Raw genomic sequence first — 24015 nt, 5'->3', positions numbered from 1 at the left:
TGACTAGCCCCTATCATTCGGAGCGAAGATATCCGTCCACAATTTGCTGCATAGCACCACTTTCTTTTAAAGCATGCAGCCGCTGGTTAAATCGCTCAAGCAAGCCAGAACATGGCGACGCCTTGGAAAACAGCGCATAAACCTCATTAACCGCTACCGGGTTCGGCAGAATGGAAATATTACTGTTCAAATTAGTGCTCCGCAGCTCAGCCACACCATCAAGATGCGCCAGAACCACATAATCAATACGCCCGGTGATCAGCATCTGAAACATCGCCGGATAGCTGCCCGGCTCATAAAGCTGCAAGTGTTCGTCAGCATAACGATCAAACGCTTCGCCGTAAGAAGCCCCCAATGGCATAGCGCCGCTTTTACCGACCAGATCATCAAGTGTCTGATAGTGAAATTCACGCCCCTTCTTCACAAAAATCCGGACTTCATCAGCAAAAAGCGCGTCACTGTAGTGATACTTTCTGGCACGCTCAGCATTAACATAGGCACCCGCAACAATATCGGTTGCTCCAAGGGCAGCATTATCAAGTAATCGCTTCCAGGGTTGTGGGGCAGCTACTTCAACCGCAACCCCAATCTCAGCAAAGGCCCGGCGTAATATATCCGGAGCAATCCCGGCCAACTGACCGCCGTCACGATAGGATACGGGCTGCCAAACATCAGAGCCATTGACGGTTACAACGTCACAACTATCAGCATGAGTTGCTGACATCAGCAAAAGATTCATTCCTGTTAGAGTCAGAATCCGGAGCACGTTCAAGCCAATCTTTTTTACAAAGTCCATTGCCAATTTTTCACTTGTTAAATCCCTGATACCAGCCAACTGGCTCGGTGCCATTACTGCAAGACTCAAGTTGGATTCTTTCTACCTGAGCTTTCTTATTATCTTATTCAGACTTGATAACTATCGTGATAGATTTTCGTTCAATCCAATCATAAGCCGGAACAAGAAGTAAACAATGGACGAACATATCTTACAACTGGCCGACCATCCCAATGCATTTGGAAAATCCTTCACCGTTTCTGAAGAAGAAATTGATGGCTATGGTCATGTGAATAATGCGGTTTATCTGAAATGGCTGGACGCCACCGTTTGGGAACATACCCGCAGCGTGGGCCTGTCTGAACACGCTTGCATGGAATTAAAGCGCGGCATGGCCGTGGTTCGCCATGAAATTGATTATCTGGCATCGGCCTATCTTAACGATGAAATTGTGGTGTTTAACTGGCTAACCAATAACGATGGCAAGCTGCGCGCCAGCCGGGTATTTCAGGTAGTGCGCATCAGTGACCAGAAAACCCTGCTGCGCGCTAAAACCGACTACATCTGCACCAATCTGGAAAATGGCCGCCCGGCCCGAATGCCGGAGATTTTTAAAACAACGTACGCTGATACCCTGCCACAGGCATAACTGATACATAGCCACAGGCATAAAAACGCCCGCATCAGTCGCGGGCATTTTTTGTTTTAGCAGGAAATGGTCACAGTCTTAACTCAGAGAGCTGACAGCCAGTCAGCAATTGCCTGACCAATCTCATCCGGTGAATCTTCCTGTAAATAATGCAGCCCTTTTACCGTCACTTCCGTCAGGTTTGGCCAGCAGCGTACAAAGTCGCGAGCCGGGCCTTCACACAGCAACACGCCTGGCTCTGCATTCACAAACAGCTTGGGTACATCACAGTGAGATAACCACTTGGCGTAGGCGGCAATAATTTCCACCACGTCAGCTGGCTCGCCATCAATCGGCAATTGTCGCGGCCAGGTGAGTGTTGGTCGGCGATCTTCACCCGCTTGCAGGAATGGACGACGGTATTCGGCCATTTCTTCATCCGTTAATGGACGAATAACGGAGCTGGGTAATACCTTCTCAATAAAGGCATTACCTTCGAGAATCATGCCCTCACCGGCCGGTGATCGTAGTGCCTGAAAGGCCTGACGTCCGCCTTCCGGGAAAGATTCCCAACCCGGCATCGGTGCCACAATCGCCTCCATAAAAGCGATTCCTTTCAGAGCTTGCGGGTGTGTATGCGCCCAATGAAAACCCAGACCTGAGCCCCAGTCATGAATCACCAGAGTCACATTCGCGGTCACGCCTAATTGCTCCAGTAGCGCAAACAGGTAGTGTTTGTGCTCGGCATAGGTGTAACGATCCGGGCCGGAATCATCCAGTTTATCGGAGTCTCCCATACCGATCAGATCTGGGGCAATCAAGCGTCCTTTGCCCTCCAGGTGTGGCATCACATTGCGCCAGAGGTAAGAAGACGTTGGGTTGCCATGCAGAAACACAATCGGGTCGCCTTCACCCTCATCAATATAAGCCATTTGTTTGCCATGCACGCTGGCAAACTGTTTGGTGTAACGACTGGTGACGCGATCTTCTGTCGACATAAAAGATTCCTGTTTACATATCAAACAATTAGAGCCAGCTAGGATACTGGCCCAGACAGAAAGTTCCCGCAACTCTCCGTATCCCTCAGATCAAGCTGTTAACAACTGACGACTCCAGATCACCAGCAGATAGCCAACACTATAAGCAATCAGCAGCACCGGGGTGTATTTCAGGTAGTTAATAAAGGTCAGACCTTTGACCTTATTCATCGCCACTACACCAGCGGCCGAACCAATCGACAGCATGGCACCACCGACACCCACCGAGAACGTCAGCCCCAGCCAATCGTTTACCGACATATCAATACCAGATTTCAGCAGCGCCGAGGTCAGTGGTACGTTATCAAAGATCGCCGAAATAATACCCAGCAGGTAATTCGCGAGCGACGGAGCCAGGTGCTGATAAATCAGCAAAATGGAATCCAGTGCTTTCACCTCTTTCAGGATGCCCACCAACAGCAGCACACCCAAGAAGAACAGCAAGGTATCAAATTCAATTTTACGAATGTAATCCAGCAGCGGCTCTTGTTTATCAATAAACTGCGCCACCATAAACATCAGCCCAAGGCCAAACAAGAAGGTTAATACCGGTGGTACGCCATAAAACACATTGGCAAAAATCACCGTCAGAATGGTTAAGAAAAACAATCCGGTGATGGTCCAGTCCACCACATCCAATTCCGTTTTGCTTTTCTCAATCGCCAGCTGCCCTTTCAGGCCAAAGCTCAACAACACACACAAAGCCATCACCGAAATAAAGGCCGGGATAATCAATCCTAATAAATCGGCAATCGCTACTTTGCCCGCCAGGAAAATCATCAGAGTGGTCACATCACCGGTAATTAACGATACGCCCCCGGCGTTCACGCCATACACCACGACGACGGCATAGCGTAACTTCATTCGATTATCTAAATGCAGGCTATTGATTAATGCCAGGCACACCAGCGTTGCGGTAATGTTGTCGGCCAGCGATGAAAATAAAAAGGCAAAACCGCCAATAAAAAACAATAAAGATTTGAGACCAATCTGCCGCGGGAGCAAGGCCGAGGCCATGGTCTGAATCACACCTTTTTCCGACAGATACGCAACAAACGTCATCGCGGCAAATAAAAACAACCAGAGCGAGGCAATATCCAGCAGGTTTTCATTAAAAGTGTGGTGCACACCGGTCGCTAAGCCCGGGTTCGAAGCATCGTGAGTGCCGATAAAATAAACAAACCAGGCAAGTGTTCCCCAAAACAGGGTCGATTTGGCCTTATCGATTTTAATGACTTCTTCAAGAATAATGGATAAAAAGCCAATCGCGGCAATAATGATGATAGCAATCGTCATGAGAGTTCTTAATTTGAGATAAAAGAGAGCGAATTCGCCTCATTGCAAGGCGATTAAATAAGCGCACAAATTAGACGCTTATTTGGCAGAAATGGCAAGTGGGCTGCGGCAATAGCGCGACAGAATCGTCGTTATTGAACCTGTGCCTGCCTTTCTTTTCCGAGCAAAATTCATTCAGGGCAAAATCTGTTCTGTGTAAAAACAATGCCTCATCACCACGCTATAAAAATAGCTTGAAAGCAATAACAACGATAATAGCGCAAAAAAAGAACAACAAAATTCAGGAGTAACCAATTATGGGCTGGGCACTTATTACCGGCGCCTCATCTGGCATCGGTGCAGAAATCGCAAAATCACTGGCACAGCGCCGCTATCATTTAATTCTGGTTGCCCGTCGCGAACAGCGTTTGCAGGAATTGGCCGACAGCCTGTCTGCACAGTTTGGTATTTCCACTCAGGTGATTGCAGCAGATATTTCGCAACCGGCAGCGCGTCAACAATTAAAAGCCACACTGAAAGAACTGGGGATCACACCAGAGTTTCTGGTCAATAACGCTGGCATTGGGCATGTTGGTCAGTTTGAGCAAACCGACATGACCGACTATCAACGCACCATCGACTTAAACTGCACCGCATTAACCGCTCTGATTGCTGATTACTTGCCGGCAATGCAACAAAATCGTCAGGGCTATATTCTGAATATATCTTCAGTTTCGGGCCTGATGCCCGGGCCTAATCTGGCGCTGTATCACGCCAGCAAAAACTTTGTTCAGGCATTATCTGAGGCACTCTGGCAGGAAAACAAAGCCAAAGGCGTGGTGGTAACCGCCAGTTGCCCGGGGCCTACGGAATCGGAATTTCATCAGCATGCTGGTTCTGAAAAAATCGGCGTATTTAACCGCATTGCTTTAATGTCAGCACGTAAAGTTGCCGAACAAGCCGTTGATGCCACCCTCAAAGGTAAGCGCCGGGTGGTTCATGGCTGGCTTAATCGCATCATGGTTGCCAATGAAGTATTGCTGCCACGTCGGATTTTTTTAGCCATTACCGCGCTGGTTATGAGTTCCTCAACCTGAGCCTGATGCTCGTTTGAGAGGATGCTCGGAGAAAATGCATGCCTCGATAAAAGAGGCATGCACCACTGAGTTACGGACGAACCAGAGTAAAGGTTTCCCAGTCGTCAGCTGCTGCCGCTCCAGCGCTTGCACCCGCCCCACCAGCAAAATCAGCACGCAGGAATCGACCGTTATCCGCCTTCAAAGCGATTTGGCCATTGCCACGATCAACCAGTTCAAACTGAGCCGCAGCCCCTTTATCGTGATTAGTGGCAGTCAGCGTACCAACTAAGTACGAGTCCAGCTCGACATAATGGCCGTCACGGGCGCGCAACAGCACTTTTCCGTTGCCCGCTTGCTCCAGCACAAAGCTCTCCCAGGTGCCGATGTTATCGGAACCCGCTGAAATAAAGCTGCCACCGCCACTCATGGCGCGCAGGTAGTGGCCATTATGAGTACGCAAATGCACGACATCACCAAAGTATGGGAATGGCGCACGTACAACGGCGGACGCATCAAAGCGGAACTCACCCACCGCGGCATAATGATCCGACAGATCCCATACTCCCCACAATTCATCCACCGTTGAACGCGGAGCAATAATGGTTTGCGAAGCCGACTCAGGCTGTTGGTTGTTACGCCCAAACAAGGTGTAATCCAGATATTCCAGGTAAGGCGCTTCTGCCCAGTGGTTGGTATTGGAGTCAAAGCTCAGATTATGACCTTCATTCTGAGGCTCCTGAGCATCAAGAACCGCTTCCATAAAGTCGCGATCCTGCGGCAAGCCAATTTTATTGACGTTGAAGTCACCGGCCATAATCACCGGTTCATCCGCCGGAATATTCAGACTACGAATGTAATCGCCCATTTGCTGTAACTGAGCTTTGCGGGCATTGCGGTTTGCATCGTCATCAGACGACTGAGTGTGTGTCGCAAACACATGGTAAGGCTTACCCTGCTTGTGGATTTTGGCGTAAATTACACCACGAGTGGCCGCACACTGAATGGCATTACACTCATCAAAGATATCAGCATCTTCGATCTCAAACGGCCAGCGGGACACAATGCGGGTACCGGACTGCAGGATTTTACCGCCACGGAAGATTTCACCACTCTGGTATGGGTATTCACTGCGCAGAGTATTCAACAGCGTATTGCGCGGTGCCAGGTCAAAGGCTTCGGTCAGTACCAGCACATCATAACCGGCCATAACCTCTGGCATTTGTTCCAGACGCGTGCTGACTTTCTGCGAACCAAATACGGTGGTTGCCCAGATGTTGTAACTCAGAACAGAAAAGTCACCGGCATCACCTAACGCCGGTTTTGGTTGTTGCGGTTGGATGATGTACTGCAGCGAACCACCCTCATCCAGATCTGTACCCTTCACTGCCAATTGCGCATTGGCAGCTGCAAGATTAACGCTGAAGCGATGGATTTCTTCGTCGCTTTGCTCCGCCACTTGCCAGTCACTCGACTGAGCGGCAAAACTCAAATCGATGCCCTGGGTTTGTTGAGTCAGTGTGAAACTGTACGTCGGAGCCGACAAACGAATATCAAGACCGCGATGAGTATCGTGGTCACGTCCGAGCTTAGCCACCGTGCGGGTTGCCAACGGAGGAATCTCATGGGCGACCGCTTCAGCACGGGCATCGCCCTGCAACGTCACGGTCAGGGTGTCGAGTGTGCTGTTGGTCAGCACCACCTCGGTATTCAGTGTTTCCGGCACTTCTGACATGGCATTCACCAGCACCGAAGCCGATAACGCGGTGAGCGATAACAGAGATTTCAAGAATGTCGCGTTGTTGCGGGTTTTCATACTTCCTTACTAGCCTTTTTGATAATTATTCCTGTTTGAGATTACAAATGTTAACCCAACGACTTATCAAATGTTACATTTTTATGACTTTATTATTAATTTTGCGTCTCCCACAAAGACTGGTATAACAGCGCTGCTGTTTTATGTTGTTTTCCCGTTCAGGAGCCATGCCCCGTGCCTCAAGCGCCCCAACCCTTAAAAGCTTACAAAGTGAATGAACATCTGGTGTTTGCGACCCGAGGTACTGAGGCCAAAATTCTGGCCGCGCCACTGATTCGCCCGGTTGAAGAATGGCGTGAAGATGTCGCTGCCTGGGTGGCACTGCGGGCCGAGCGCGAGCCGACCATGGACGATCTGAAAGACCCGTCGAAAACCGAAGCCTATGTCTATCAACAGCAATAGCATTCGGCAGCAATAACCCTACATTTAGCCGGGTGTTATCTCAGGCACACCCGGCTATAATCCGCGCCCCTGAAAACCTGTATCAGCAACACCCGCCCTAGGCAGGCGTTCAACCAATCAGACAAACAGCACCGGATTTACGCTCCGGCCAGCAAGGTACCTCGAATGACAATTTCTTCTCAGGCAGACAGCAACCCTGTGGTTGTATGCGCCATGTACAAATTTGTAACCCTCAACAACTTTGAAGCACTGCGCCAGCCATTACTGGATGTGATGCTGCAGCACGATGTGAAAGGTACATTATTGCTTGCCAGCGAAGGCATTAACGGCACGGTTGCCGGCTCTCGTGCAAGCATTGATGCGCTGCTGAGCTGGCTGCAACAGGATGAGCGTTTAGCCGGCATCGTGTACAAAGAGTCATTCGACGACAGCAACCCCTTCTACCGTACCAAGGTCAAACTGAAGAAAGAAATTGTCACCATGGGTGTCGAAGGCATCGACCCGAAACAAGTGGTTGGCACCTATGTCAAACCTCAGGATTGGAATGCGCTGATTTCAGACCCGGATGTGGTACTGGTAGACACCCGCAACGACTATGAAGTGGAAGTAGGCACCTTCAAGGGCGCGGTTGATCCGAATACCAAAACCTTCCGCGAATTCCCGCAGTACGTAAAAGACAATATGGACCCGGGCAAACAGAAGAAAGTCGCCATGTTCTGCACCGGCGGCATCCGCTGTGAAAAGTCCACTGCATATATGAAAGAGCAAGGCTTTGAAGAGGTGTACCACCTGGAAGGTGGCATTCTCAAATATCTGGAAGAAGTCCCGGCGGAAGAGTCGATGTGGGAAGGTGAGTGCTTTGTTTTCGATAACCGGGTCACCGTTGATCACCAGCTGGAAAAAGGCAGTTACGACCAGTGTCATGCCTGCCGCCGCCCGATCACCGAAGATGACAAAACGTCGCAGAAGTATGTTCCTGGCGTCAGCTGCCATCACTGTTTTGATGAATACTCCGAAGAACAACGTGCCCGCTTTGAACAGCGCGAACGCCAGATGCAGCTTGCCAAACAGCGTGGTGAAGACCATCTCGGCACCGATCTGCAACAAGTGATTGAGCAGCGTCGTCAGGAAAAGCTGGCATTAAAAGAGCAACAACGTAAGCTGAACAGCTAATAACATGGCATGATTCAGGGAATAAACATGAAACGGAACAACGGGCACGCTGTGCGACTGGCACTTTCGTCAACTGCACTTTCATCAACTGCACGTTCGGCACTGGTCTTACTGGCGGCATCGCTGTTGCTGAGTGGCTGTGACAAGTCTGAGGTGGGCGATGTTTCCCTTGGGTTATTCACCACCAAGGACATTAAGATCAATGTGCTGCAGGACCCGGTGGTCACCGGAGTTACCTGCCACGTTGCCAGTATTGAAGCGGATCTGGATTTCTCCGACCCCAGCGACACCTCTATTTCCTGCCGCCAGACCGGGCCAATTACCGCAGAGATGATTGCTCAGATCGATCTCTCTGCTTCGGGAGAAGTGATTTTCCGCAAGTCCAAAAGCGTCTTGCTGAAAACCTTAAAAACCCGCCGCATCTTTGATGCCAGTTCACAAACACTGATGTATGTGACCTACTCCACCAAAGAGGTGAACGGCAGTTACAAACACAGCTTGAGCACCGTGCCACTGCACAACACGCAGGCCTGGCAATCGGCTCCGACACAGCAATAAGACTTAAACAACCCAAGCTTAAGAAACAACCCAAGCTTAAATAACTCTTTTTCACCCATCTTATGATCATTGGCTAAACTGAACAGATAGTCAGCGATCATGAGGTGGCCTGTGAGTAAACGTCCCAGAGTAGCGATTGGCCTGCTGTTTGTTCTGCTATTTACCCTGATATTGGGTGTCAGCGCCGCTTATATTCAGGGCATTCTTCCCAAACTCGGACTGATCACCGACTACCCTCAGGTCGTTGGACTGCCACCGGGTTCTGTCACACCAAACCGCCCGGCCTTTAATGGTTTACACCCGGCAACATCAGCCAGGCCGGATGAAACGTTCCATTTTCCGATTCAGTACGGCGAAGTGGGCCCCAGCCGGCCATTGTTCGCCGAGAGCGAGAAATATCCGTTTCTATGCCAGACCGAAGACTCGCGGCTCGGGCAACCCCTGATTGATAACCACCATGGCTGGGGCGTGCCGGTGTTTGCCAGAACCTTGTCCGGTAAGCGAACCCCGCAGGTGATTGGTTACAGCAAAGACTGCCTCCTGCCGACCCGCCATCATTACCTCTATTTTCATGATAAAGAACAGCGCAAGCCCCGCCGCCAGGACGATCATCATCTGGGTATTCCACGGGATGTGCATTTATTAATCCGCGCCGAAAGTGGCACCATTAACCGTCATCTTTACAGCATTCTGATGCCCACCAGCTTTGCCGACCACATCGATAAGCCGGATTTATCGCGCTGGAATGGCAAACTGATTTATTTCTTCCGCGGTGGCATCAGCATCGGCTTTCAACAAGGTAAGATGCGCATGCATCGCATGGCCAAAGACATGCGCTACGCGCTGGAAAAAGGTTATGCCATTGTTTTTTCGTCCGCTACCGAAACCGACAACACGTACAACATTCAGCTGCAGGAAGACACCGCACTGCGGTTGAAGCATCAATTTGTCAGCCGCTACGGCGAGCCACAATTCACCATTGGTTTTGGTGGTTCAGGTGGCGCGATTCAGCAGTTTTTATTATCTCAGAATCATCCGGGCATTATTGACGGCTCGATCGCTGTGGTTGCTTATCCGGATATGGTGACCCAGTTAACCTACACCCTCGATTGTGAGCTGCTGGAGTATTATTTTGATCACCTCGCCAGTGATAACGTGTTCTGGCGCAACCCGGTTAATCGTCAGGCGGTGATGGGGCTCAGTAATAATTACCGCAAGTCGCCGATGCTGGCGGGCTTGTATCGTTTTGCTCAGGCAATCAACCTAGACTGGCCCCAACAGCAGCCTCCCGGTTCAGAATGTAATGCCGGCTGGCGAGGCTCAGTCGCTATGGTCAACAATCCGTTATTTCATACCGATATGCACCGCTTCAGTGACGCGGTTCGTTCCGTTACCCAATGGACACACTGGCAGGAAAATGCCCATATTTATGGCACCGATGCCCAGGGGCACGCCCCATCACTGTGGAGTAATGAAGGCGTACAGTACGGCTTGTCAGCCTTGCGCCAACAACGCATCAGCGTGGAGCAGTTTCTGGAGCTCAACAGCCGCATTGGCAGCTGGAAGCCCGCTGCCAAGATGAAACAGGAGCATTACTGGTATCGCAGCATGGACAGCGATTTATCCCGTTTCAGCCCTTATGGCGAGCACAATATGACCCACGAAGGCAGCATCCGCAATCTGGCACCCCGCTATGAAGGCAGCCTGAGTGCCGCCCGGGCCGCTTATCAGTCAGGCATGATCTTCCTCGGACAGCTCAATACCCCGTTAATTGATGTGCGCCAATATCTGGATCATAAGCTGGATATTCATCATGCGTTTGCCAGCGCCGCTACCCGTCAACGTATTATCGATGCTGGATATGACAGCAAAAATCACGTCATCTGGATGAGTAAACCCGGCTTTAATCCGATGTGGCAGGCATTGGATGCAATGGATCAGTGGCTTAGTCAGGGCAGTTCTAGACCTCAACCTACGCCTCAAGAGATAACTGCACCTCAAGACACCTGTTTCGATGACAAAGGCCAGGTTATTGCCCGCGGTGATGGCGTTTGGGATGGTGACTGGAATCATAAAGCAACCGGCGCTTGCCAGCAGCAGATGCCGTTTTATCAATCCAGCCGTAATGTCGCAGGTGATGCCATCAGCGGTTTAACCCTGCACTGCCAGCGAATCAGCGTAACGGAAGCAATTCAGCAAGGCCTGTACGCACCACTGGATATGCGCCCTTACCAGAATCAATTACAGCAAATTTTTCCGAAAGGCGTGTGTGATTATTCGCAGCCAGATCGCGCCTGGCCACCTGCAAAACACTAATACCCACATTCAATGACTCACAAACGATGCAAAACCGTAACACTTCGTCACCAAATACAGATGAGTACAATTCTCATCTGTAGCTATAATAACATTCAATGCTACCAATACTTTTATCATCAGGAGTTTAACTGACGTTGTCTCAGACACTTACACGCCGTTACTGCACCGGATTATTACTACTGCTTTTGGCTATGTTCACTGCCATTCCGGTCAGCGCCACCACATTAACTCTGTATTCCGCCCGGGAAGAAAGCCTGATCAAACCGCTGATTGATTTGTATCAGGCGGAAACCGGCCACACCATCCACTTTATTACCGACAAGTCGGATAAGCTGATTCAGCGTTTGCAGGCCGAAGGCAGTCACTCCCCGGCCGACTTATTAATGACGGTGGACGCCGGTGATTTATGGTTTGCCAGCCGCCAGCAATTATTGGCTCCGGTTGAATCTGAAGTGCTGCAAAGCAATATTCCAGCTCACCTGAGAGACCCAAAAGGTCAGTGGTATGGCTTATCAGCCCGGGCCCGAACACTGGTCTACAACAGCGATCGGGTGAGTTCGGATGAGTTGGTGTCTTACCCGCAACTGGCTGATCCAAAATGGCATGAGCGCTTGTGCCTGAGAACCTCCGCCAAGGTCTATAACAAATCGTTAGTGGCTATGCTGATTCATCGTTATGGTGTCAAAACCACCAGCGACTTTGTCTCCGGCTGGGTTGCCAATCTGGCCATGCCACCTCTGGCCAAAGACAGCGCGGTGATTCGCCATATCGAAGCCGGTGATTGTGATGTGGGTATTATCAACTCGTATTACTTCGGTCGTCATCAGCTGAACAACCCACAAACCTCACTGCGACTGTTCTGGCCCACCGCTGAGAATCACGGTGTGCACCTGAATATCTCCGGCGCGGGCATTACCCGCCATGCCCCTAATAAGGAACAGGCAATACATTTTCTGGAATGGCTGTCGCAGCCTGCGGCACAACACCTGTTTGCCCGCCTGAATCTGGAATATCCGGCCAATCCAGAAGTATCGCCATCAGCAACTGTGCTTTCCTGGGGTGAACTGCAAGCGGATCAGAACAACCTCACCAATGCCGGGCGTCTGCAGCAATACGCCACCCGTCTGATGGAGAAAGCCGGTTATCGCTGAGTCGATCGCCATGCAGCGCTATGACTTTTAATACCATCAAAAACCTCGGCTTTGCATTGCTCACCACACTGTTGATTGTGGCGGTCACGGCAGGCATTTATTTCAGCCGCAACACCATGTCGATGCTGGATTCTGTATTAAAAAATAAGGTTCCGCTGCAGGAGGCGGTGTATCACGTTGGCACCCAGCTCGATACCGCCACCCAACAATTTTATCGCCACATCCGCCATCAGAAAATTTCCCGTGAAGACCTGATTCTGGCCATCAAGGCATTACAACAGGCGTTACCGACGCAGTATCCACCGCAACAAAAACAGGCCATTGAGGCACTGTTTACCAGCGTTGAGCATTTCACAGACGACCTGAGTGACTTCGAACACACCTTTATCAGCCAGCTCTTGCTGATTAACGGCTATATAGAAACCACGCCGGTATTAGATCTGGCTGAACGAGATGATCTGATTGAAAAAGTGATCGCCATTGAATCCGCATTTGTTCGCTTTCTGGTGAAAAAAGAGTCCAGCCTGGACGATCTTTTTGCCATTCTGGATGGCATCAAAACAACCTTGCTGCATCTGCCTTACTGGGCTGATGGCAATGACACCACCATCCAGAAGCTGCTGTCTGAGCTGGACTACACCCGCACGGCACTGTTGGAGTATCAGCAAGCCAGCCGCTACAGCAGTAACGAACTGTTGTCGTTAACAGATGCGGAAATTAATGTGCTCGATTCCTGGTCAGGAATGCGCGAGTCCATTTCCCATTTTAATACCGAGGTACGTCACGCCATTAACCGGGCACAAAGTGACATGTTGAAGCTGAACAAAAAACGCAGCCGGTTTTTATTATTGCTGGGTGCCGTTTCACTATTGGCAGCGATTGTGATCTCGGTGGTTATCGGTCGTATTCTGGCCTCACGCCTGCGTCATTTATTGCAGGGCATCAGCAAAGTCAGTAATGGTGATTTTGAATACCGGTTAAGCAACAAATTAAATACCACAGGCAAGGATGAACTGGCACGACTGGCACAGCATTTTGATCAGATGTCTGAGCAGCTTAAGTTCAAAAATCAGGCGTTGTATCAGCAGGCCAATATTGACCCGCTGACTAACCTGCCGAACCGGCGCAAATTTCAGGCATCCATCAAAGCCGCCATCAACAATGCTATTCGTCATGACGATTGTGTGGTCGTGTTATTTATTGATCTGGATAACTTTAAGCGCATTAACGACAGCCTGGGGCATGATATTGGTGATGCGTTATTAACCGAAGTCGCCGGACGCCTGCAGAGCAATCTGCGCCATCAGGACCTGCTGGCACTGCATACTTGCGAACCAAACAGCCAGCCAGAGCACGGCGTCAACCTGTATCGCTTAGGTGGTGATGAGTTTGTGGTGCTGTTGCAGGATTTAAATCAGGTTCAAGATGCAGCAATCGTTGCCAAACGTATTCTGACCTTGCTGACCCAGCCCATCACACTCAATGGCTATGATATTCAGATATCGGCCAGCATTGGCATTAGCAGCTACCCGGATGATGCCAGTGATGCCGACACGCTGGTGAAACATGCCGACATTGCCATGTACCACGCTAAGTCTCAGGGCAAAAACCATTACCATTTTTATTCCGAGTCGATGAATCAGCAGGTGCTGCGCCAGCTGGAACTGGAGAATAAATTACGCAAAGCCATCGACCATCAGGCGCTGGAGCTGTACTTCCAGCCGCAGATGCACGTTCACACCCAGCAGATTCTTTCTATGGAAGCACTATTACGCTGGTACGACGAGGACGAAGGTTGGATATCTCCGGGGGAATTTATTCCCGTGGCAGAAAACTGCAATTACATCATTGAAATTGGTCATTGGGTGTTGCAGCAGGCCTGCTTACATATGCAGCAGTGGCAGAAGCAGGGATTGGATATCAAACTGGCGATTAACATCAGCAGCGTCCAGTTTAAAGACCCGGACTTTATCGAAAAAGTCAGTCAGCTGCTGAATGAGCATCAGCTCAGAGCGGAGCAATTTATTTTTGAGTTGACTGAAAACATTCTGATGGAAAGCTCGGAAAAAAATATTCGCTTATTGCAGCAACTGAAGTCGCTGGGCGTTGAGCTGTCGGTGGACGATTTTGGCACCGGTTATTCGTCGCTCAGCTACCTGAAACGCTTCCCACTGGATGAAATTAAAATCGACCGGGCGTTTGTTGAAGATACCCCCAACGATCATAACAACCGCGCCATCTGTAACGCCATTGTCGCTATGTCTCAGGAGCTGGGCTTACGAGTCGTGGCTGAAGGAGTCGAAACCCACGAGCAAATGCAGTTTTTACAGGATTGTGGCTGCGATATGTTGCAGGGCTATTTGCTGGCACGCCCAACACCCGCCGACAAGCTCGACTACACTGTATGCAAACATCAAGCGGGGGCATTGCCGATGACCGAGGTGTTACCAATGACCGAGGTGTTATCAATGACAAAGACCAATACAGCATGAGATCAGCGAGGCGGCTCCTGTATCGAGTCTCCGTTGTACTGCTTTACAGCAGTATTGTGCTGGCCGGGCTGCAACTGGCCGCACACCAATACCTGAAACAGTTACTGCAAATCCCCTCGCCCTTCCCCATTGTTGCATCCATACCCGCTACAAGTTCAAACACTGCCGCAAATATAGTAAACCAGCCCGCTTATTCTGGCCCGCCGCCATGGCAACACCCCCGACCGGCTGAGGTATTTTATTTTCCCATTGCTTATGGTGATATCGGCCCGTCTGATTCGTTATTTTCCGGCCCGAAACAATACCCGTTTTTATGTCAGTCATTTGAGTCCGGATTAGGGCAACCCGTAGTCGATAATCACAATGGTGAAGGCACGCCGGTTTTTCAGGAAAGTGCGTCAGGCCAACTCACTTCAACCGTTATTGGCTATAGCAAAGACTGCCTGCTTGCCACCCGCTGGCAATTAATCCCCGCCGAACAGGCCAATACCTCGTTTCCGATACGCGTTGAAACCGGCACCATCAATCGTTTTATCTACGCCTTGCTGCTTCCCACCACGACGCAAGACACTCAGGATCAGCCGGACCTGTCCCGCTGGAATGGCAAGCTGATTTATCATTTTAAAGGCGCGATTGGCATTGGTTACCAACAAGGGAAATTACGCCTCAGACGTATTATCCGCGATATGAAACCCGCACTGGAACAAGGTTATGCCATTGCCTTTTCCACCGGCAACGAAACCGACAACCACTACAACATCACCCTGCAGGAAGACACCGCACTACGGGTAAAACAACAATTTATTCAGCGCTATGGTAAACCCCAATACACCATTGGCATGGGCGATTCCGGCGGTGCTCTGCAGCAATATTTATTATCCCAGAATAACCCTCAGCTCTTGCAGGCTGGTATTGCAGTGGATGCCTACCCGGATATGGTCAGTCAGATCACCTACGGCTTAGATTGCCCGCTGCTGGAGTATTATTTTGATTATCTGGCTGACGATAAATTGTTCTGGCAAGAGGCTCAGCATCGCAGTTGGGTGTCTGGTTTGTCGTATCAACCCGCCTTAAGCCCACGTGGAGAATGGCTGGAAAAAATCACCAACCACCTGCGTTTACAACCGCACCCTCGGCGCAGCGGAGCCACCGAGTGTAACTACGCCTGGCGCGGTTCGGTGCAGCTGGTGAATAACCCACGATTCAACAGTCATCATGGGCGTTATAGCGATTCGGTGTTAAACAATACCCATTGGAGTCACTGGCAGGACAACCGGTTAATTTATGGCACCGATGCTCTGGGATATGGCCAGGTACCGTGGAGCAATGTTGGCGTGCAATATGGGCTGGAGGCCTGGAAAGCCGGAAAAATCAGCGCTCAGCACTTCCTCGATATCAACCGCAAAATTGGCAGCTGGCAACCTCAGTCCCGATTACAGCCCGAGAATTTTTGGCTATTAAGCCAACAGCCTTCGTTGCTGAATTTTTCTCCGTACCAACGCGCTAACTTTTCACACCTTGGTAAAAGCATGAAACTTGCCCCCAGACTACCGGGCAGCCTTGATGCCGCCCGGGGGGCTTATAACGCGGGCCACCTGTTTACCGGACGGTTAAATATGCCGTTAATTGATGTACGCCGTTACCGTGACAACCAGCTGAATATTCACCATTCCTGGGCAGCGCTCTCCAGTCGGCAACGTATCCTCGATTACTCGGGTAGCCCCCCTGCCTCTTTCCCTGATCAACACGCGATCTGGATCAGCCATAACGATTATAAACTCGCCCGTTGGCAGGCCTTACAGGCGATGGAGGTTTGGCTTGATCAGAATGATCCGCGCCCACCAACACAAGCCGTTGATCGTTGCCTGGATGCTCAGGGGCAGGTGATTGCATCCGGTCAGGGTGTCTGGGACGGTGCCTGGAATCAACAGCCTGACGGTGCCTGCAGCCGGGTGTTTCCGTTTTTCCGCAGCAGTCGTCAGGTTGCGGGGGATTCGGCGGCAGCGGCAACTCTGTTTTGTCAGCGTATTTCGGTTGAACGGGCCATTCGTGAGGGTTTATATCAGCCTCTGAATGTGGAACCTTATCGACAGCAGTTACAACAAATCTTTCCGGATGGCGTGTGTGACTATCAGCAGCCGGATGCTGCTATTCAGTAATCTTACGTTCCTGATCAGAAGAAAAGTTCCCGGTTTTTGCCATCATCACAAAAAGTCTGGTAACAAAATAAGCCAATCGTTCATTTGTGAGTAAAAACACAATCTCTCCGGAACTTGTGATTTTCTGCTGGGTCAGAGCATCAAATCGCCGGAGAGCCATAGTATGAACCCTCTAAAAAGCCTGATGACCCAGTTTATTCTGGGCGCTACCGTTATGGTGGCCTTTGTCCTGATGCTGACCTTAAGCCAGCGTGAATCCACTCAATTACAGAAGCAATTGACTGACTGGCAAGCCCAGGCGGATAAGATTCAGCTGGAAATTGCCAATCTGCAACAACAGGCACAACACTATAAACTGAACGCGCCGCGTGATTTTGAAAGCTACAATCGCGATGTTGCGGTTTTTTATCAGCAATTCCGACAACAGTTAGCCACCCTCGACAACAGTTTTAATCAGGCTAACAGCCGGGTGACAGAACTGAGCAACAGTGTTGCTTATGACTGGCTGACCCAGGAAGGCAGCCCATTGTTACGCGCCATCCAGAAACAATCGGCGTGGCATCATTTCTGGTTAGTATTTGTTGATGGCCTTGAAGCACAACTGGGTGACCCGCAAGAACCTCGTCTGGAATGGGGAGCCGAACACATCATTAACAACCAGGAGCGTCTGAGCCTTGAAGCGACCTCATTAGCTGGTCAGATTCGTGATGCCTACACCTGGTTTGGCATTACCTCAGACAAAATCAATCTTGGGTTAATTTCCATTGTATTCGCCTATTTATTGCTGATGCTGGGTATGCTTGGCCTGCGTATTTTGCGCCCGATTCTGTCAACCACTCGCGCCTGTGAAGCCGTTGCGGCTGGCGCTTATGGTCAGAAAGTAGAAATCAATGGCTCAGGTGAAACCCGCCGTTTGCAACAAGCGTTTAACGAACTGTCGGCTCGTTCAAAGCTGATGATGGATATGTTGGGTGATATTAATAAACCCGGCAATGTCAGCGAAAAACTGCAGAGCATTTACGACAGTGGTCACGAAGCGTTGGGCAATAACTGGATTGGCCTGATGGCCTTTAACGAACAGAGCGTTGAGCTGAACACCTCAGTACCAACCACGCTGGATTATAATTTCCGCCACCGCCATGTTTCGCTGCACAAAGCCTTTGGTAAAGAACTCAGCAATACGCTGGACAGCGGTTGGTTAAATATTGAGTCATTACGACAGTTGTCTCTGACCCGTCACGACGAGCGCTTCTTACGTGAACTGCATAAAAACACCATGGCTCATCAGGTGGTTGGTCACCCTTTCCAGTGCCCACAGCATAATGACTATATTTTATTGTTCAGCAGCAATCGGCCGGAAGGATTCTCCAGCCAGCAGATCGAATTAATTCAGGCGCTGTCTCCGCTAATGGCTGACGCTATTGTGTCCGGGATGGATCAACCGGCCAGCCACTCGTTGATTGTTGGTGATATTCAGCCGGTTCACTAACGCTCCGGCTTAATCACCAGCAATAACCAATAACGAGTGTCGAATATGTAGCTGTCCGGTGGCACCGTTATAGTTAACATCACGCTCAAGGTCACCGGATAACTGATAAACACCCCACTCGGAGGAGTCTGGAAACTCCTCGGGGTTTTGCCTCAGGTATTGCAGCGCTTGCTCGGCAGACGTAAAGGCCAAACCACCCGGGTATTGCCCCCAGAATAGCGGGCCAAATTTCAGCACTTGCTTCTGTTGTGCCAGAGCCTGCTGATAGGATGAGTCTCCCAATGTATAGATCGGAGTACCAATATTGTCTCTGACCACTGGGGTTAACGCATCTTTAACTCCCAGCCAGACCACAATGGCCAGAACAGTAATAACCAGCAAACCGTATTTTAGAACTTTCATGCAACAGCCTTATCGGGAATTATTCTCAATTAATGTCAGTTTTGTCATAATACCCTGATAACCTCAGGGGCTGTTAACCCTGTTGTCGGTATTTTTTCAGGAGAGTCTACGTGTCATTCACTGATCGCTGGTTCCAGCCCGCCCATGCCAGCGCCCTGGCCGTTTTTCGTATTGGTTTCGGCCTGATTCTGTTGCTGGATATGATCCGTTATGGATTTCACCTGGATATTGAGCGCTACTATCAGGAACCGGATTTTTTATTTTATTACTGGAACCTCGACTGGATTCAGCCTCTGTCTTCCTCGGGTATGCAGGGGCTGTACGCCTTGCTGGCTGTTGCCTCGCTGGGGGTCACATTGGGGATGTTTTACCGCGCCAGCTTGTTGGTATTTATTGCCGGTTTTAGCTATACCTTTTTGCTCGATGAATCGCGCTATTTAAACCACTTCTATATGGTTTGGCTGTTTGCCGTATTAATGCTGTTTATGCCCGCCAACAGAATCTGGTCGATCGATAGCTGGCGTCAACCATCTACTAATCAGAGCGTGCCTGCCTGGTGTTATTGGCTGCTCATTTTCCAGCTCGAAGTCATTTTAATTTATGCCGGACTGGTAAAACTGAACCCTGATTGGCTGGCACTTGAGCCGTTGCGTACCTGGTTGTCTTACCGGGCTGATATGCCGCTTGTGGGTAGCTTATTTGTTCAGGACTGGGCCATTGCCACAGCGGCTTATGGCGTAATTGCGTTGCATTTATTGGGCGCGCCGCTGCTGCTCTGGAAGCCTGCTCGAATCTGGGTGATGCTGGTATACGCGGCATTTCATAGCCTGAATCACTTTGTGTTCACCATTGGCATCTTCCCATGGATGACGTTATTCACCAGCTTATTGGTATTTGGCCCCGATTGGCCGTTGCGTCTTTGGGCAAAAATAAAAGGTCAGCGTTTCTACGCTGATGGTGATGCAGAGCAACCAAAGAACAGCTACCCCAAAAGCCATTGGGTGATCATCGCGATTGTTGGCTGGTGCCTGTTCCAGGTGTTGGTCCCACTGCGTCATTTTGCTTACCCCAGTGATGTTGCCTGGAGTGAAGAAGGTCATCGCTTTGCCTGGCGGATGAAACTGCGCAGCAAGCATGGCTACAGTGACTTTATGCTGCATTATCAGAATGGTGAAACACAACGCGTTTACCCACGCCAGCACCTGAATAAACGCCAGGTTCATCGTTTGCCCTGCCAGCCGGATATGATCTGGAAGTTTGCCCACTTTCTGGAGCAGCACTATTCCTCAGAGAAACCGGCGAGCAACCCCGTCGTAGCAGTTACCACCAATGTATTTTGTTCGCTGAATGGCCGGCCGAGTCAACGCATTGTTGCCGAGGATACCAATTTATTGGCCGTGGAATATGATATAACGCCTACCGAGTGGATTTTGCCGCTGACGACACCACTGCCCAAATAACCATGAGCAATACCGCCACAACTAATTCAGGCCCGATAATTCTGAGAGATCAAGCGTGTGAGCAAGCCCGAATACCAGAATAAGCAGGCAATTATCATTGTTTACGACGGTGAGTGCCCGGTATGCCAGCATTTTGTGCGTGGCATTCGCTTACGCCAGCTCAGTGGTGAACTCATTCTGATCAGCGCCCGTGAACAACAGCGGCCAGAAGTGCAATGGCTGCAGCATCAGGGCGTTAATCTGAATGACAATATGGCCGTGATTTACGGTGAGCAAATGGTTCAGGGAGCGGCAGCCATTACCTGGTTAACAGCGATGTCCAGCCCGTCACACTGGCTCAACCGACTGCTGTTTGTCTGTTTTCGCAACCCAACGCTGGGCAAGATTCTGTATCCGGCTCTGCGCAGCGGACGGTTGTTACTGTTGCGGTTACTGGGCCGCCAGCCTATTCAATAACCACTGATCGCTACCTAAAACCCAATCAGGCCTCATCGGCATCCAGTATGCCTTCAATAAAACCAGCCAGCGCCAGGTCTTTTTCACTAATACCACCAGCATCGTGGGTGGTCAGATCAATCACCACCTTGTTGTAGACATTAAACCATTCCGGGTGATGGTTAATGGCTTCTGCCTGTAGCGCCACACGCCCCATAAAACCAAACGCCTGATTAAAGTTGTGAAAACGAAGTTCACGGTGCAATTTGCCGTCCAGCACAAACCAGTGATTATTGTGCTCGAGAAAAACAGCAATTTGTTCATCAGAAACCAGGCTCATCGTTATGCTCCGATCAGGTGAAAGAATCAATCAACATAGAGGAAACAACGCAAAAAAACACCACCCAAAGCGGCGACCACTGCCATTTTCGTAACAGTGCCAAACCGACAATAACAACAACGACGTCCCAGACATGGCCAATAGCGCTGCTGATAACCGGCGTTACTAAGGTCGCGAGTAACAAGCCAACTACCGCGGCATTAACCGTCACCAGCGCCTGTCGTACCACTTTTTTGGCGGATATTTGCGTCCAGAATGGTAAAACACCCAACAATAACAAAAAGCCGGGAAGAAAAATCGCCACGATGGCCACCAGCGCCTGCAGTGCCGGGGATGCTCCGGCAGGCACTAACGCCCCAAGGTAAGCAGCAAAGGTGAACAAAGGTCCGGGAACAGCCTGAGCAGCGCCGTAACCGGCAAGAAAGGTTTCAGCACTCAGGTGCCCAGCCGTTACGGTACTGCTTTCTAACAATGGCAACACCACGTGGCCACCACCAAACACCAGAGCACCGGCCTGATAAAAATGCTGCGCCATAGTCAGCAGATTGTATTGGTTGAAAAGCGGTAAAGTCAGCAGTAACAAGATAATGAACAGCAGCAGAAAGGCACTGCCGGTGCAGCGCCCATAATTCAACCTCAATCCTGCTGAAGCCTGATCAGCAACCTCCGGCTTCAAGATAAAACCCGCTACGCCTGCCAGAATGATCATCAGAATTTGCCATTCTGGCCCTGTGAATGGCAATAGCAGCAGGCATCCGGCGACCAGTAGCGCAATCGTTCGGGTCAGCCAGGTGTGACAAAGCTTTTGCGCCATTCCCCAAACAGCATCACTGACAATCACCACCGCCACCAGCTTCAGTCCATGAATGGTGGTATTTAGCCAATCCCCTTCCATTCCTGTCAGCAACCAGGCAAGAGCAAATAACATCAGAGCAGAAGGCAGGGTAAAGGCAATAAAGGCGCTGATGGAACCCAGCCAACCAGCTCGGGTCAGCCCCAGCGCAAAACCTAACTGGCTACTGGCGGGCCCGGGTAGAAACTGACATACCGCCAAGAGCTGTGCGTATTGCGCATCACTGAGCCAGCGCCGCTTTTCAACCAACTCTTTGTGGAAATAGCCTAAGTGGGCAACCGGGCCGCCAAACGAGGTGCAGCCAAGTTTTAAAAAGGTAAAAAAAACTTCCAGCCAGTGGCCGGAAGTTTGTTGGGTAGAATCCGAATGTGAAGAAGCCATCGTCGCCGTATCTATCTCATTGTGTATCACTATCAAGCGGCGGCTAGTGTATCAACACCTGTGGCTAAAATAGCAACCCCTACTGGCAAAGCAACACATCAATCCTTAATACGTTAATCAACCAGACTGTCTCAACCTGGCTGTCTCAATCAGACTGTCTCAACCAGGCTAGCCAGCTGCTGTTTTAACTGAGAGTCCAACTCTTCATTGGTTAAACGAGCGCTTTGCTGGTCAAAGTTGTCGAAAAACGATGGCAATGAGAAGCTGCCTTTCACGTCCAGCGCAAAATAAGGTGCCGATCCAACCGCCTGATTCAAAACATTCTGGGCTCCGCCCGGCCCCGGAGACGTCGCAAGTAAAACAGCTGCTTTGTTCTGATAAACATCACGGTCAACCCGGGAGGCCCAATCAAAGATATTTTTATAAGCTGCCGTGTAAGAACCATTGTGTTCTGCGTATGCAATCAAGAGTACATCGGCTGCGGCTATTCTCTCACGAAAGGCGTGGGCTGGAGCCGGGATACCACCCTGCTCTTCGCGGTCGGCGCTGTAAATCGGCATTTCAAAGTCGTTCAGATCCAGAACTTCGTAGCTGGCATTCGCTCGTTGAGCTAACTGTTCTGCGGCATAAGTCACCAGCGCTTTGTTAATGGACTGGTTCGAGTTGCTGGCGGCAAAGGCTAATATTTTCATGGTAGGTTCCTCAATGAATATTCGATCTGGAGTGACTATAGATTGATCCCAAATAAAGATTAATAACCGGATTAAAGAATGATTATTTCCATATGACCTCCAATAGTCTCATAATTCTCTGAATAGCACTCAGGCATCAAGAGCTCCCTTATGAATTACAATCCGAATTTACTGGACGGCATGGTGATATTCACTGAAGTCGCATCAGCGGGCAGTTTCACACTGGCAGCAGAGCACACCGGCCATTCAACGTCGTACATCAGCAAAGAAATCAACAAGCTGGAGCAACGTTTGGGCGTGCGACTGATGAACCGCACGACGCGTTCACTCAGCCTGACAGCCGAAGGTGAGCTGTATCTGCAGCAATGCCAGCAGATTATTGCTGATGCCAATCAGTTGATTACAGCTCTGGCCGGGCAACAACAGCAGGCTTCGGGGAATTTGCGCATCAGCTGTCCAGCCAGTTTTGGCGGCGCTCAAATGCAGCCGGTGTTTGCTGAATTCCTGCGCCAACATCCGCTCATTACTCTGGAACTGGATATCAGCAACCGCAAAGTGGATGTGATTGCAGAAGGGTTTGATATTGTGATTCGGGCGACTCCACAACTGGAAGACTCCAGCCTGATCAGTCGCAAAGTGATGCACTCCCGTGGTATCACACTGGCTTCTCCCGCTTATTTGTCTCGCAAAGGCACACCTGAGAAGCCGGAACAACTTGCAGAGAACCACCCGGATCAGCACGAGTGCATTACCTACAGCCATCTGAAGCAACCCAGGCTGTGGCTCTATCAAAATCGTTATGGCAAAGACATTCAGGTTGCCGTAAACAGCCGGGTATTAACCAACGGCTCGGAAATGATTTTATCCTTATGCCAGCAGGGTCAGGGAATCGCCCGCCTGCCGGACTTCCTGCTGGGGGATCAGCTGCAAACGGGCGAGTTGGTGGAATTATTTCCGGATTATCAGGACTTATCGATTGATGTCTTTCTGATTTATCCCAGCAGAAAACACTTATCGGCCAAGGTGCGGAGCTTTATTGATTTTGTCGCTGAGCGATTTGCCGCCGAGTCATAGTTATTGAGCCAGTTATTGCCGAGCCATA

Annotated in this window: 21 protein-coding genes; 13 read left to right on the top strand and 8 right to left on the bottom strand. The window is 50.2% G+C overall.

Features of this window, described 5'->3' with window-relative positions:
* Positions 1-13: 13 nt before the first annotated feature.
* Positions 14-724, bottom strand: coding sequence for a substrate-binding periplasmic protein (locus ACO05E_RS16575; RefSeq protein ID WP_419810600.1), 711 nt, complete (start codon positions 722-724; stop codon positions 14-16).
* Positions 725-971: 247 nt separating this feature from the next.
* Here ACO05E_RS16575 and ACO05E_RS16570 point away from each other — a divergent pair, with 247 nt between their 5' ends.
* Positions 972-1424, top strand: a complete 453-nt coding sequence (locus tag ACO05E_RS16570) for an acyl-CoA thioesterase (protein ID WP_419810599.1) — start codon at positions 972-974, stop codon at positions 1422-1424.
* Between the two features lie 83 nt (positions 1425-1507).
* Here the strand turns inward: ACO05E_RS16570 and ACO05E_RS16565 are convergent, their stop codons facing one another.
* Together ACO05E_RS16565 and nhaD are read right to left on the bottom strand one after the other, a co-directional pair.
* Complete coding sequence (locus ACO05E_RS16565) at positions 1508-2401, bottom strand: haloalkane dehalogenase (RefSeq protein WP_419810598.1); 894 nt, start codon at positions 2399-2401, stop codon at positions 1508-1510.
* A 90-nt stretch (positions 2402-2491) separates the two neighbouring features.
* On the bottom strand, positions 2492-3736 hold the full coding sequence (gene nhaD, locus ACO05E_RS16560) for a sodium:proton antiporter NhaD (RefSeq protein WP_419810597.1): 1245 nt from the start codon (positions 3734-3736) through the stop codon (positions 2492-2494).
* A 296-nt stretch (positions 3737-4032) separates the two neighbouring features.
* On the opposite strand from nhaD, the gene ACO05E_RS16555 reads away from it, so the two are divergent.
* The gene (locus tag ACO05E_RS16555) at positions 4033-4812 is read left to right on the top strand and encodes an SDR family NAD(P)-dependent oxidoreductase (protein ID WP_419810596.1); all 780 of its coding nucleotides are present in this window, start codon (positions 4033-4035) and stop codon (positions 4810-4812) included.
* Between the two features lie 70 nt (positions 4813-4882).
* Here ACO05E_RS16555 and ACO05E_RS16550 read toward each other — a convergent pair whose 3' ends face one another.
* On the bottom strand, positions 4883-6607 hold the full coding sequence (locus ACO05E_RS16550) for an endonuclease/exonuclease/phosphatase family protein (protein ID WP_421722753.1): 1725 nt from the start codon (positions 6605-6607) through the stop codon (positions 4883-4885).
* 174 nt (positions 6608-6781) lie between these two features.
* Between ACO05E_RS16550 and ACO05E_RS16545 the strand changes: the two genes are divergently transcribed.
* The 8 genes from ACO05E_RS16545 (at position 6782) to ACO05E_RS16510 (ending at position 18350) form a co-directional block, all read left to right on the top strand.
* Entirely contained in the window at positions 6782-7009 is a 228-nt protein-coding gene (locus ACO05E_RS16545) for a hypothetical protein (protein ID WP_419810594.1), read from the top strand.
* Between the two features lie 165 nt (positions 7010-7174).
* Positions 7175-8182 (top strand): rhodanese-related sulfurtransferase, encoded by a 1008-nt coding sequence (locus ACO05E_RS16540; protein ID WP_419810593.1) that lies wholly within the window; start codon positions 7175-7177, stop codon positions 8180-8182.
* 27 nt (positions 8183-8209) lie between these two features.
* The gene (locus ACO05E_RS16535; protein WP_419810592.1) at positions 8210-8740 is read left to right on the top strand and encodes a CreA family protein; all 531 of its coding nucleotides are present in this window, start codon (positions 8210-8212) and stop codon (positions 8738-8740) included.
* Positions 8741-8851: 111 nt separating this feature from the next.
* Positions 8852-11056, top strand: a complete 2205-nt coding sequence (locus ACO05E_RS16530) for a DUF6351 family protein (RefSeq protein WP_419810591.1) — start codon at positions 8852-8854, stop codon at positions 11054-11056.
* 137 nt (positions 11057-11193) lie between these two features.
* On the top strand, positions 11194-12210 hold the full coding sequence (locus ACO05E_RS16525; protein WP_419810590.1) for an extracellular solute-binding protein: 1017 nt from the start codon (positions 11194-11196) through the stop codon (positions 12208-12210).
* A gap of 20 nt (positions 12211-12230) precedes the next feature.
* Entirely contained in the window at positions 12231-14702 is a 2472-nt protein-coding gene (locus ACO05E_RS16520) for a putative bifunctional diguanylate cyclase/phosphodiesterase (protein WP_419810589.1), read from the top strand.
* The gene (locus ACO05E_RS16515; protein WP_421722752.1) at positions 14699-16861 is read left to right on the top strand and encodes a DUF6351 family protein; all 2163 of its coding nucleotides are present in this window, start codon (positions 14699-14701) and stop codon (positions 16859-16861) included. The genes ACO05E_RS16520 and ACO05E_RS16515 overlap by 4 nt, the downstream gene beginning before the upstream one ends.
* Positions 16862-17024: 163 nt before the next feature.
* A complete protein-coding gene (locus tag ACO05E_RS16510; RefSeq protein WP_419810587.1) occupies positions 17025-18350 on the top strand; it encodes a HAMP domain-containing protein in 1326 nt (441 codons plus the stop codon).
* A gap of 9 nt (positions 18351-18359) precedes the next feature.
* Here ACO05E_RS16510 and ACO05E_RS16505 read toward each other — a convergent pair whose 3' ends face one another.
* Entirely contained in the window at positions 18360-18752 is a 393-nt protein-coding gene (locus ACO05E_RS16505) for a hypothetical protein (protein WP_419810586.1), read from the bottom strand.
* Between the two features lie 110 nt (positions 18753-18862).
* Between ACO05E_RS16505 and ACO05E_RS16500 the strand changes: the two genes are divergently transcribed.
* On the top strand, positions 18863-20212 hold the full coding sequence (locus ACO05E_RS16500) for an HTTM domain-containing protein (protein WP_419810585.1): 1350 nt from the start codon (positions 18863-18865) through the stop codon (positions 20210-20212).
* A 57-nt stretch (positions 20213-20269) separates the two neighbouring features.
* Positions 20270-20668 (top strand): DCC1-like thiol-disulfide oxidoreductase family protein, encoded by a 399-nt coding sequence (locus ACO05E_RS16495; RefSeq protein ID WP_419810584.1) that lies wholly within the window; start codon positions 20270-20272, stop codon positions 20666-20668.
* A gap of 25 nt (positions 20669-20693) precedes the next feature.
* Here ACO05E_RS16495 and ACO05E_RS16490 read toward each other — a convergent pair whose 3' ends face one another.
* The 3 genes from ACO05E_RS16490 to ACO05E_RS16480 form a co-directional block, all read right to left on the bottom strand.
* Positions 20694-20987: a 4a-hydroxytetrahydrobiopterin dehydratase gene (locus ACO05E_RS16490; RefSeq protein ID WP_419810583.1), complete on the bottom strand. Its 294-nt coding sequence runs from the start codon at positions 20985-20987 to the stop codon at positions 20694-20696.
* Between the two features lie 13 nt (positions 20988-21000).
* Positions 21001-22221 (bottom strand): chromate efflux transporter, encoded by a 1221-nt coding sequence (gene chrA / locus ACO05E_RS16485; RefSeq protein WP_419810582.1) that lies wholly within the window; start codon positions 22219-22221, stop codon positions 21001-21003.
* A 149-nt stretch (positions 22222-22370) separates the two neighbouring features.
* The gene (locus tag ACO05E_RS16480) at positions 22371-22913 is read right to left on the bottom strand and encodes an NADPH-dependent FMN reductase (protein ID WP_419810581.1); all 543 of its coding nucleotides are present in this window, start codon (positions 22911-22913) and stop codon (positions 22371-22373) included.
* A 150-nt stretch (positions 22914-23063) separates the two neighbouring features.
* Here ACO05E_RS16480 and ACO05E_RS16475 point away from each other — a divergent pair, with 150 nt between their 5' ends.
* Positions 23064-23987, top strand: a complete 924-nt coding sequence (locus ACO05E_RS16475; protein ID WP_419810580.1) for a LysR family transcriptional regulator — start codon at positions 23064-23066, stop codon at positions 23985-23987.
* Positions 23988-24015: the final 28 nt, after the last annotated feature.

Origin of the sequence: Bacterioplanoides sp. (genome assembly GCF_965226395.1) — a bacterium.
Taxonomy (GTDB): Bacteria; Pseudomonadota; Gammaproteobacteria; order Pseudomonadales; family Oceanobacteraceae; genus Bacterioplanoides.
The sequence above is the reverse complement of the archived record's forward strand: the minus strand, read 5'-3'. Positions and strand labels throughout refer to the sequence as shown.

What these genes read in the sequence shown, in the direction of transcription:
- ACO05E_RS16575 (WP_419810600.1), bottom strand. Translation starts at nt 724, where the DNA reads ATGTCAGCAACTCATGCTGATAGTTGTGACGTTGTAACCGTCAATGGC.
- ACO05E_RS16570 (WP_419810599.1), top strand. Translation starts at nt 972, where the DNA reads ATGGACGAACATATCTTACAACTGGCCGACCATCCCAATGCATTTGGA.
- ACO05E_RS16565 (WP_419810598.1), bottom strand. Translation starts at nt 2,401, where the DNA reads ATGTCGACAGAAGATCGCGTCACCAGTCGTTACACCAAACAGTTTGCC.
- nhaD (WP_419810597.1), bottom strand. Translation starts at nt 3,736, where the DNA reads ATGACGATTGCTATCATCATTATTGCCGCGATTGGCTTTTTATCCATT.
- ACO05E_RS16555 (WP_419810596.1), top strand. Translation starts at nt 4,033, where the DNA reads ATGGGCTGGGCACTTATTACCGGCGCCTCATCTGGCATCGGTGCAGAA.
- ACO05E_RS16550 (WP_421722753.1), bottom strand. Translation starts at nt 6,607, where the DNA reads ATGAAAACCCGCAACAACGCGACATTCTTGAAATCTCTGTTATCGCTC.
- ACO05E_RS16540 (WP_419810593.1), top strand. Translation starts at nt 7,175, where the DNA reads ATGACAATTTCTTCTCAGGCAGACAGCAACCCTGTGGTTGTATGCGCC.
- ACO05E_RS16535 (WP_419810592.1), top strand. Translation starts at nt 8,210, where the DNA reads ATGAAACGGAACAACGGGCACGCTGTGCGACTGGCACTTTCGTCAACT.
- ACO05E_RS16520 (WP_419810589.1), top strand. Translation starts at nt 12,231, where the DNA reads ATGACTTTTAATACCATCAAAAACCTCGGCTTTGCATTGCTCACCACA.
- ACO05E_RS16515 (WP_421722752.1), top strand. Translation starts at nt 14,699, where the DNA reads ATGAGATCAGCGAGGCGGCTCCTGTATCGAGTCTCCGTTGTACTGCTT.
- ACO05E_RS16510 (WP_419810587.1), top strand. Translation starts at nt 17,025, where the DNA reads ATGAACCCTCTAAAAAGCCTGATGACCCAGTTTATTCTGGGCGCTACC.
- ACO05E_RS16505 (WP_419810586.1), bottom strand. Translation starts at nt 18,752, where the DNA reads ATGAAAGTTCTAAAATACGGTTTGCTGGTTATTACTGTTCTGGCCATT.
- ACO05E_RS16490 (WP_419810583.1), bottom strand. Translation starts at nt 20,987, where the DNA reads ATGAGCCTGGTTTCTGATGAACAAATTGCTGTTTTTCTCGAGCACAAT.
- chrA (WP_419810582.1), bottom strand. Translation starts at nt 22,221, where the DNA reads ATGGCTTCTTCACATTCGGATTCTACCCAACAAACTTCCGGCCACTGG.
- ACO05E_RS16480 (WP_419810581.1), bottom strand. Translation starts at nt 22,913, where the DNA reads ATGAAAATATTAGCCTTTGCCGCCAGCAACTCGAACCAGTCCATTAAC.
- ACO05E_RS16475 (WP_419810580.1), top strand. Translation starts at nt 23,064, where the DNA reads ATGAATTACAATCCGAATTTACTGGACGGCATGGTGATATTCACTGAA.